At 65.9% G+C, this 9,218-nt stretch carries 10 protein-coding genes and 1 tRNA gene; 3 read left to right on the top strand and 8 right to left on the bottom strand.

Going from position 1 to position 9,218, the window contains the following annotated elements; genetic code table 11:
* Positions 1-115 precede the first annotated feature (115 nt).
* From IV088_RS23890 to pip, 8 genes are all read right to left on the bottom strand, one after another.
* Positions 116-191, bottom strand: a tRNA-Ala gene (locus IV088_RS23890).
* Between the two features lie 75 nt (positions 192-266).
* The gene (gene gltX, locus IV088_RS23885; protein ID WP_291106928.1) at positions 267-1,649 is read right to left on the bottom strand and encodes a glutamate--tRNA ligase; all 1,383 of its coding nucleotides are present in this window, start codon (positions 1,647-1,649) and stop codon (positions 267-269) included.
* Between the two features lie 17 nt (positions 1,650-1,666).
* Complete coding sequence (locus IV088_RS23880; protein ID WP_291106926.1) at positions 1,667-2,884, bottom strand: O-succinylhomoserine sulfhydrylase; 1,218 nt, start codon at positions 2,882-2,884, stop codon at positions 1,667-1,669.
* Between the two features lie 14 nt (positions 2,885-2,898).
* A complete protein-coding gene (gene purF, locus IV088_RS23875; RefSeq protein WP_291106924.1) occupies positions 2,899-4,401 on the bottom strand; it encodes an amidophosphoribosyltransferase in 1,503 nt (500 codons plus the stop codon).
* A gap of 34 nt (positions 4,402-4,435) precedes the next feature.
* Positions 4,436-4,921, bottom strand: coding sequence for a CvpA family protein (locus IV088_RS23870; RefSeq protein WP_291106923.1), 486 nt, complete (start codon positions 4,919-4,921; stop codon positions 4,436-4,438).
* A gap of 31 nt (positions 4,922-4,952) precedes the next feature.
* A complete protein-coding gene (locus tag IV088_RS23865) occupies positions 4,953-5,624 on the bottom strand; it encodes an SPOR domain-containing protein (protein WP_291106921.1) in 672 nt (223 codons plus the stop codon).
* Between the two features lie 102 nt (positions 5,625-5,726).
* Positions 5,727-7,076, bottom strand: coding sequence for a bifunctional tetrahydrofolate synthase/dihydrofolate synthase (gene folC / locus IV088_RS23860; RefSeq protein ID WP_291106919.1), 1,350 nt, complete (start codon positions 7,074-7,076; stop codon positions 5,727-5,729).
* A gap of 39 nt (positions 7,077-7,115) precedes the next feature.
* A complete protein-coding gene (gene pip, locus IV088_RS23855) occupies positions 7,116-8,063 on the bottom strand; it encodes a prolyl aminopeptidase (RefSeq protein ID WP_291106917.1) in 948 nt (315 codons plus the stop codon).
* 55 nt (positions 8,064-8,118) lie between these two features.
* Between pip and IV088_RS23850 the strand changes: the two genes are divergently transcribed.
* From IV088_RS23850 to IV088_RS23840, 3 genes are all read left to right on the top strand, one after another.
* Positions 8,119-8,466, top strand: a complete 348-nt coding sequence (locus tag IV088_RS23850; RefSeq protein ID WP_291106915.1) for an ArsC family reductase — start codon at positions 8,119-8,121, stop codon at positions 8,464-8,466.
* 58 nt (positions 8,467-8,524) lie between these two features.
* Positions 8,525-8,842, top strand: a complete 318-nt coding sequence (locus IV088_RS23845) for a pyrimidine/purine nucleoside phosphorylase (RefSeq protein WP_291106913.1) — start codon at positions 8,525-8,527, stop codon at positions 8,840-8,842.
* Positions 8,843-8,875: 33 nt separating this feature from the next.
* A partial coding sequence (locus IV088_RS23840) for an argininosuccinate synthase domain-containing protein (RefSeq protein WP_291106911.1) occupies positions 8,876-9,218 on the top strand: 343 nt, incomplete at its 3' end.

Here is a 9,218-nt window from a genome sequence, read left to right as displayed (position 1 = left end):
AACCCCGGTACTCACCGTGAAAGGGTGATGTCCTAGGCCTCTAGACGATAGGGTCGTAGCCTTTGGAACCGAACTGTGCATTGTAGCAAAACCACAGTGCTCAATTCTTCAATTTTGGTGGAGGTAAGCGGGATCGAACCGCTGACCTCTTGCATGCCATGCAAGCGCTCTCCCAGCTGAGCTATACCCCCACAGGGTTTGTTGATTCACGCTTTACATGTCACCGCTCGGTGCGAATCAGCAAGCCTCAAATTATAGGACATTTTTCAGGTGTTTTGAAGTCTCACCAAAACTGTTTGTTGATTTTGCAGTTCGAGCACCGCATCGAGCGACGGCGTCTGGGCCGTGCCCATCACCAGCACGCGCACCGGCATGGCCAGTTGCGGCATCTTGATGCCATGGGCAGCAATGGTTTCCTTGATGGCACCCGAGATGCCGGGCTTGTCCCAGGCACACGTGGCCAGCTTCTGCGCCAGGGTCGCGAGCACGGGCCTGATCGCATCCGTGACGTGTTGTGTGAGCTCTTCGGCTGAAGGGGTCACATCGGCGTAAAACGCCGCGGCCCAACCGGCCAGCGCCACCGTGGTGTCACAGCGGTCCTTGAACAGGCCGCAGATGCGCGGCAAACGCTCGTCGGCGGTGATGCCTCGCTTCTGCAACTGCTCTGCCACCAAGGGTGAGAGCGCGGCGTCGTCCATCGACTTCAGATGCTGGGCGTTGACCCAGCGCAGCTTGGCTTCATCGAACTGCGCGGCGCTGCGACCCAGGTGGTCGAGGTTGAACCACTCGAGAAACTGCGCACGGCTGAAAATTTCGTCGTCGCCGTGGCTCCAGCCCAGGCGAGCCAGGTAGTTCACCATCGCGTCGGGCAGGTAGCCTTCATCGCGGTACTGCGTGACGGGTTTGGCGCCGTTGCGCTTGCTCATCTTCTCGCCCAGCTCGTTGAGCACGGTGGGCAGGTGGGCGTACACCGGCGGCGCTTTGCCGAGGGCTTTGAAGATGTTGATCTGGCGCGGCGTGTTGTTCACGTGGTCATCGCCACGGATCACATGGGTGATGGCCATGTCGATGTCGTCCACCACGACGCAGAAGTTGTAGGTGGGCGTGCCGTCAGGGCGCGCGATCACGAGATCATCAAGTTCGTCGTTGCGGATCTCGATCAGGCCCTTGACCTTGTCGTCCCAGGCCACCACGCCGCCCTGCGGGTTCTTGAAGCGCAGCACGGGCTTGACCCCTTCGGGCACGGGCGGCAATGCCTTGCCGGGTTCAGGACGCCAGGTGCCGTCGTAACGCGGCTTTTCCTTGTTGGCCATCTGGCGCTCGCGCAGCGCATCCAGCTCGGTCATGCTCATGTAGCAGGGATACACATGGCCGCCAGCGACCATCTCGGCCAGCACCGCCTTGTAGCGGTCCATGCGCTGCATCTGGTAGAACGGGCCTTCATCGTGATCCAGGCCCAGCCACTTCATCCCTTCGATGATGACATCCACCGCCGCCTGCGACGAGCGCTCCAGGTCGGTGTCTTCGATGCGCAGGATGAAGGTGCCACCGGTGGCGCGGGCGAACGCCCACGGATACAGCGCCGAGCGGATGTTGCCCAGGTGAATGAAGCCGGTGGGCGAAGGAGCGAAGCGGGTACGGACGGTCATGGGACGGTTCAGAAAAATCAGAGGCTGGAAAAACCGCGGTCAAGGTCGGCGCGAATGTCGTCCAGGTGCTCGAGGCCGACGGCCACTCGGATCAGGCCCTGGCCGATACCGGCTGCCTGACGCTGCGCCTCGGACAGCTTGCCATGCGAAGTGCTTGCGGGATGGGTACACAGTGTCTTGGTGTCGCCCAGGTTCGTGCACAGCGACAGCACCCGGAGCGCATCGAGCACATGGAAAGCGCGCCGGCGCGCCTGTTCGGGGTTGTCGGCTTTCACGTCGAAAGACAGCACAGCCCCACCGATACCGCCCATCTGGCGCATGGCCAGTTCGTGCTGGGGGTGGCTGGGCAGGCCAGGGTAGTACACGCGGCCCACAGCGGGGTGCGATTCAAGCCACTGCGCGAGCGTCAGGGTCTGGGCGCTTTGCGCCCTCATGCGCAGGTCCAGCGTTTCGAGGCCTTTGAGCACCACCCAGGCATTGAAGGGCGAGAGCACCATGCCTGAGTTCTTCTGCACCGGCAGGAATTTCTCGCGCACCATGGCTTCGCTGGCGCACAAGGCGCCGGCCATCACGCGGCCCTGCCCGTCCAGGTACTTGGTGCCGGAATGCATGACGATGTCGGCACCCAGCGCAATGGGGCGCTGCAGGGCCGGCGTGGCAAAGCAGTTGTCCACCGCCAACAGGGCGTTGGCGTTGTGGGCCATCTCCGCCAGCGCCTGGATGTCGCACACCTCGCCCAGCGGATTGGTGGGCGTTTCGGCGAACAGCAGCCGGGTGGTGGGCCGTATGGCCGCTCGCCACGCGGCCAGATCGGTCTGCGGCACCACCGAGGTTTCCACACCGAAGCGGCCGAACTCGGACCCGATCAACTTCAAGGTCGAGCCGAACATGGACTGCGAGATGATCACGTGGTCACCCGCTTTGAGCAGGCTGAAGCACATCAACATGACCGCGGCCATACCCGACGCCGTGGCCATGCAGGCCTCGGCGCCTTCCATGGCAGCCAGGCGCTGCTCGAAGCTGGTGACGGTGGGATTGCCGGAGCGGCCGTAGGTGTAGCCATCTTCCTCGCCAGCGAAGCGGCGCGCAGAGGCTTCGGCCGAGGGCTGCACGTAACCACTGGTCAGGTACAGCGCTTCGGAGTTTTCACCATACTGGCTGCGCTCAACGGCCAGTCGCACCGCGAGGGTTTCGCGGTGCAGGCCGGCGCCGGGAGAAGAAACGTCCTTGCTCATCGCGCGCCCCTCCATCAGGCGGTCTGGGCGTTGGGCAAGGCCAGGCGGGAGCTGTCTTCCTCACCTTCTTCGGCCGAGCCACGCCCAGCGTTCATGCGCGCAATGGTTTCCAGCGTGATGTCACCAGTGACATACACGCCGTCGAAACACGAAGCGTCAAAGCCGGCCAGCGACGGATTGAGCGAGCCGATGGCCTGCTTCATCGCGTCCACGTCCTGGTAGATCAGGGCATCACAACCGATGCTCTCGCGCACCTGCTCGACCGTGCGGTCGTGCGCCACCAGCTCGTCGGGCGTGGGCATGTCGATCCCGTAGACATTGGGGAAACGCACCGGCGGCGCGGCACTGGCGAGGTACACCTTGCGTGCACCGGCGTCACGCGCCATCTGCACGATCTCGCGGCTGGTGGTGCCGCGCACGATGGAGTCGTCCACCAGCAGCACGTTGCGGCCCTTGAACTCGCTGCCGATCACGTTGAGCTTCTGGCGCACCGACTTCTTGCGCACGCCCTGCCCCGGCATGATGAAGGTGCGGCCGACGTAGCGGTTTTTCACAAACCCTTCGCGGTATGGCAGGCCCAGCAACTGGGCCAGTTCCATGGCGCTGGGGCGCGAAGACTCGGGGATCGGAATCACGACGTCGATCTCGTTCGGTGGCACGGTCGAGACCAGCCGCTTGGCCAAGGTCTTGCCCAGGTTCAGGCGCGCCTGGTACACCGAGATGCCGTCGAGCACCGAGTCCGGACGGGCCAGGTAGACAAACTCGAAGATGCAGGGGTTGTGGCTGGTCTTCTCAGCGCACTGCTGGAACTGCATGTTGCCCGCCAGGTCCACGAACAGCGCCTCGCCGGGCTGGATGTCGCGGTCCAGCTCGAAGCCATTGCCTTCGAGCGTCACCGACTCGCTGGCCACCATCACGCTGTCGCCATGGCGGCCGACGCACAGCGGGCGGATGCCGTAGGGATCACGGAACGCGAGCAAACCGTGCCCTGCGATCAGTGCCACCACGGCGTAGGAGCCGCGCACCCGCTGGTGCACGCCGCGCACGGCGGCAAACACATCGGCGGGCTTGAGCTTGATGCCGCGCGACACCTTCTCCAGCTCGTGCGCCAGCACGTTGAGCAAGACCTCGGAGTCGCTGTCGGTGTTGATGTGGCGGTGGTCCGTCTGGAACAGCTCCTGCTTCAGCGCCTGGGCGTTGGTCAGGTTGCCGTTGTGCACCAGCACCAGGCCGAACGGCGCGTTCACGTAAAACGGCTGCGCCTCTTCCTCACTGAAGGCATTGCCCGCGGTCGGGTAACGCACCTGCCCGAGGCCGCTGTTGCCCGGCAGCGCACGCATGTTGCGGGTGCGAAACACGTCCCGAACCATGCCCTTGGCCTTGTGCATGAAAAACTTGCGACCTTGCTCGGTCACGATACCGGCCGCATCCTGGCCACGGTGCTGCAACAGCAGCAACGCGTCATAGATCAACTGGTTGACCGGCGTCTGGCTTACCACGCCCACGATTCCACACATGATTGGATCCTCAGCGAAACATTGACAAAAAATTTCAGGACAGATAACCCGCCACCGACGGCGGCAGCAAGGGCTTGAGCGTGTGCAGTCCGTCAGCCAGCACCTGCGCCACCATGGACGCCTTCCACTGCTCGTTGGACTTCAGCGGGGTCATGCCCACCACCACCGCCAGGGCCAGCAAAATCACCACGCCCCGCAAGAGACCAAACGCACCACCCAATACCCGATCGATCGGTCGCAAGCCCACGGCCGACACCATGCGCTTCACCATCCAGGCCACCAGACCTCCGGCAAAGGCCGTGGCGATGAAAACCAGGGCAAACCCCGCCGCCAGTCTCAGGGCGGGCGATGCGTCTCCCATGGGCAGCAGCCCAGCCACCACGCTCGCGTACGCCTGGGCCACCACAAACGCCGCCACCCAGGCCGCGACCGACAGCACCTCGTAGACCAGTCCACGCCACAGACCCACCACCGCCGACAGCAACAGGACCGCCAGCAGAACGCCGTCGACCCCGTTCATGCCCAGCCGATCCGGGTCACGCGGTCAGACATCACAACCACAACAAGGCCGCCGGCAGGCCCAGCGCCTTGGCGCGGGCCGCTGCCTTGTCGGCCTCGGCACGGGTGGCAAACGGCCCCATGCGCACCCGGATGCGCTTGCCCTGAGAGGTTTCGGCCACGTGGGTGTAAGTCTTGAGCCCGGCGCGCTCCAGCTTGAGGCGTGCCTCGCGTGCACGCTCGACTTCAGCAAAAGCGCCGACCTGCACCACGATGCGCTCGGTGCCCGCTGCCGGTTTGTCGTCGGCTTTGTCACTGGTCTTTTCGTCCGCGTTGGCCGCAGGCTTTGCAGGGCCTGCTTCGGCGGCACCCTTCTCGCTCGCCTTGGGCTGAGGCTTCGCCGTGTCCGGCTTGGCCGCTTCTGCCTTGTCGGCCTTGGCCACGACGGTCGGCTTGGACTCCACCTCCTCCTCCCGCGCGCTCAGGCTTTCACCGGTGGACACGCCACCTCCGGACGCCATGGCGCTGTCAGAGGCGGCTGAGGCTGCTGAGGCGGCAGGTTTGGCTGAAGAAGCGGAAGGCGCAGGGTTGCGCGAGGGGATTTCGATCGGGATGTCCACCGCGATCGGGCGTGGCTGGGTGTCGAACAGCAAAGGGAAACCCAGCACGCCCACCAGCACCAGCACCGCCGCCCCGATCAGGCGATGGCGCGCCCTGCGGCGCACAGCCTCAATGCTTTGGGGAGGCTGAGGGGCCGGGTGGCCCTGGGTACCGGAGCGGGATGTGAGCATTCGGGGTCGGACCCTGGCAAAGGGCTGCGGGGGCGGTCAGGCAGCGAGGTGTTTGGCCGACAGACGGGGCACCCCGTTCTGCAAAACACCACCCACGGTGAAGAAGGAACCAAAGACGACGATTCTATCAGCGGGGTCCGCCAGCGACACCGCCGCGCGCAGCGCCTCCATGGGCGTGGCGTGGCGGCCGGCCACTCGACTCTTGCCGCCGGGCGCGGTGGCCGCGTGGGCGTCCAGCTGCTCGGCCAGCGTGTCGGCCGTGCTTGCGCGCGGGAGCGGCAGATCGGTGAGGTGCCAGCGGTCGATCAGGGGACCGATGCGCTCCAGCATTGCGCCCAGGTCCTTGTCGGCCATGGCGCCAAACACCGCGTGGGTGGTGGGGTAATAGCCCATCGCGTCCAGGTTTTCCGCCAGCGCGGCGACCGAGTGCGGGTTGTGCGCCACGTCCAGCACCAGGGTGGGTGTGCCGGGCACGATCTGGAAGCGTCCGGGCAGCTCCACCATGGCCAGTCCGTTGCGCACCGCCTGCGCGGTCACCGGCAGGCGCGGGCGCAAGGCTTCGATGGCCGCGAGCACGCCCGACGCGTTGACCAGCTGGTTGGCGCCGCGCAGCGCCGGGTAGGCCAGCCCGCTGTAGCGCCGCCCGCCGTGCGAAGGGTGCATGGCCCAGCCCCATTGCTGCTGGTCCCCGGCGAAGTGAAAGTCCTTGCCCAGGCGCCACAGGCTGGCGCCCACTTCGAGCGCGCGGTCCAGCACGCTTTGCGGCGGCACCGGGTCGCTCACCACCACCGGGCGGCCGGTGCGCATGATGCCGGCCTTCTCGTAACCAATCGCTTCGCGGTCCGGCCCCAGCAAGGCCATGTGGTCCAGCGCGATGCAGGTGATGACGGCGCAATCCGGGTCAACGATGTTCACCGCGTCCAGCCGACCGCCCAGGCCCACCTCCAGGATGGCCACATCGATGCCGCTGGCCGCGAGCGTGCGCAGGATGGCCAGGGTGGTGAACTCGAAATAGGTCAGCTGCACCTCGCCCAGACCGTCATCGCTCGCCGCCCCCAGGCGCGCGGCCTCGACTTCAGCGAAACCGGGCACCAGGGCCTTCGCGTCCACCGCCTCGCCCGCGACCCGGCAACGCTCTTCGAAGCGCACCAAGTGCGGCGAGGTGTACACGCCGGTGCGGTAGCCCGCCTCGCCGTAAATCGCTTCCAGCATGGCGCAGGTGGAGCCTTTGCCGTTGGTGCCGGCCACCGTGATCACGGGGCAGGCCAGCTTGAGCTGCATGCGCTGGGCGACGCGTTGCACGCGGTCCAGCCCGAGTTCGATGCCGCTGATGCCTTGGGGATGCAGACGCTCGCAGTGGGCGAGCCATTCAGAAAGGGTGTTCATACCCCCCGGATTGTCTCGCACCACCCGCTGCCCGCGGGTTCAGAGGGCGAATCGGTCCGTGGCCTCGATCAGTCGCGAGAGGATGCCGGGCTCGTTGAACGCGTGCCCGGCGTCCGGCACCAGGTGGAACTCGGCCTGCGGCCAGGCACGGTGCAGTGCCCACGCGGTGTGGGCGGGCGTGCAAGCGTCGTAACGCCCCTGCACGATCACGCCAGGGATGTGCTGGAGCTTGCCCGCGTCCCGGATGAGCTGGCCCTCGTCCATCCAGCCGTCGTGCACGAAGTAGTGGTTTTCAATACGGGCGAAGGCGAGTGAGAACGCGTCGTTCGAGTGTTTGGCCGTGTTGGCCGCGTCGGGCAGCAGGCGGATGGTCTGGCCTTCCCACAGGCTCCAGGCGCGGGCACAGGCGAGTTGCTCGGCCGGGTCGTCACCCGTCAGGCGCTTTCGGTAGGCGGACAGCAGATCGCCCCGCTCGGCCACGGGAATCGGCGCCACGAAGCCCTCCCACAAATCCGGGAACAACCACGAGGCGCCTTCCTGGTAGTACCAGCGCACCTCCTCGCGTCGCAGCGTGAAGATGCCGCGCACGATCAGCGCCGAGACGCGCTCGGTGTGCGTCTGCGCATAGGCCAGCGCCAGGGTGCTGCCCCAGGAGCCGCCGAACACCAGCCACCGCTCCACGCCCAGCATGGTGCGCAGCCGCTCCATGTCGGCCACCAGGTGCCAGGTCGTGTTGTTCTCCAGCGACGCGGCGGGCCTGGAGCGTCCGCAACCGCGCTGGTCGAACAGCAGCACGCAGTACCTTTCAGGGTCGAACAGGCGGCGGTGGTCGGGCGAACAGCCCGAGCCCGGTCCGCCGTGCAAAAACACCGCGGGCTTGCCGCTCGGGTTGCCACAGAGCTCCCAATAGATCTGGTGGCCGTCGCCGGTGTCGAGCACGCCGGTTTTGAACGGTTCGATGGGTGGGTAGAAGTCGCGCTGCGTCATCTTGGGAGCTGGGTTGGAGGCACGCCGACCGAGGGCAACATGCCAGAATTCGGAGATGACCACACTCTACGGCATCCCCAACTGCGACACCGTCAAGAAGGCCCGCACCTGGCTGGCGGAACACGGCGTCACGCACACGTTCCACGACTTCAAGAAACACGGCGTTCCCGAGCCCGACCTCAGCCGCTGGCTCGCCGCCGCGGGCTGGGAAACGCTCGTCAACCGCAAAGGCACGACCTGGCGCGGGCTGGACGAGGCCACCCGCAGCGCGGTGGTGGACAACGCCAGCGCCCGCACCCTGCTGCTGGCCCACGCCAGTGTGATCAAGCGCCCGGTGGTGGTGTGGGCGGACGGTGCCATCACCGTCGGCTTTGACGCGGCCGACTGGCAGCGCCGGGTCTAGGAACGCCCCGCCCGCCTAAAATCGCGGTTTCGCCTCCACTTTTCACACCCTCCTCCCCATGAGCACCACCCAGATCAGCGGCGTCACCGTCAACACCCAGGCCAGCGTGTATTTCGATGGCAAATGCGTCAGCCACGGCATCACCTTCCCCGACGGCACCAAGAAGTCGGTCGGCGTGGTGCTGCCCGCCAACCTCACCTTCAACACCGGCGCGCCCGAGATCATGGAATGCGTGGCCGGCGGCTGTGAATACAAGCTGGCCGGCACCGACGCCTGGCTCAAGTCCGGCCCCGGCGAAAAATTCGCCATCCCCGGCAACAGCAGCTTCGACATCCGCGTGACCGAGCCCTACCACTACATCTGCCACTTCGGCTGATCAGCGACTGAACCCGACAAGAGCAGCACACACATGGCCACCATTCTCCAAAACCTGCCCACACAGCAGAAAGTCGGCATCGCCTTTTCCGGCGGCCTGGACACCTCCGCCGCCCTGCTGTGGATGAAGCAAAAGGGTGCGATCCCCTACGCCTACACCGCCAACCTCGGCCAGCCCGACGAGCCGGATTACGACGAAATCCCGCGCAAGGCCATGCAGTACGGTGCCGAACAGGCGCGCCTGATCGACTGCCGCACCCAGCTGGCGCACGAAGGCATTGCCGCGCTGCAGTGCGGTGCCTTCCACATCAGCACTGCGGGTGTCACCTACTTCAACACCACGCCGCTGGGCCGCGCCGTGACCGGCACCATGCTGG

Origin of the sequence: Hydrogenophaga sp., assembly GCF_018780075.1 — a bacterium.
Lineage (GTDB): Bacteria > Pseudomonadota > Gammaproteobacteria > Burkholderiales > Burkholderiaceae_C > Hydrogenophaga.
This window is presented reverse-complemented; position numbering and strand designations above follow the sequence as displayed.

Coding starts and splice junctions, on each gene's coding strand:
- gltX (WP_291106928.1), bottom strand. CDS start 1,649: ATGACCGTCCGTACCCGCTTCGCTCCTTCGCCCACCGGCTTCATTCAC.
- IV088_RS23880 (WP_291106926.1), bottom strand. CDS start 2,884: ATGAGCAAGGACGTTTCTTCTCCCGGCGCCGGCCTGCACCGCGAAACC.
- purF (WP_291106924.1), bottom strand. CDS start 4,401: ATGTGTGGAATCGTGGGCGTGGTAAGCCAGACGCCGGTCAACCAGTTG.
- IV088_RS23870 (WP_291106923.1), bottom strand. CDS start 4,921: ATGAACGGGGTCGACGGCGTTCTGCTGGCGGTCCTGTTGCTGTCGGCG.
- folC (WP_291106919.1), bottom strand. CDS start 7,076: ATGAACACCCTTTCTGAATGGCTCGCCCACTGCGAGCGTCTGCATCCC.
- pip (WP_291106917.1), bottom strand. CDS start 8,063: ATGACGCAGCGCGACTTCTACCCACCCATCGAACCGTTCAAAACCGGC.
- IV088_RS23850 (WP_291106915.1), top strand. CDS start 8,119: ATGACCACACTCTACGGCATCCCCAACTGCGACACCGTCAAGAAGGCC.
- IV088_RS23845 (WP_291106913.1), top strand. CDS start 8,525: ATGAGCACCACCCAGATCAGCGGCGTCACCGTCAACACCCAGGCCAGC.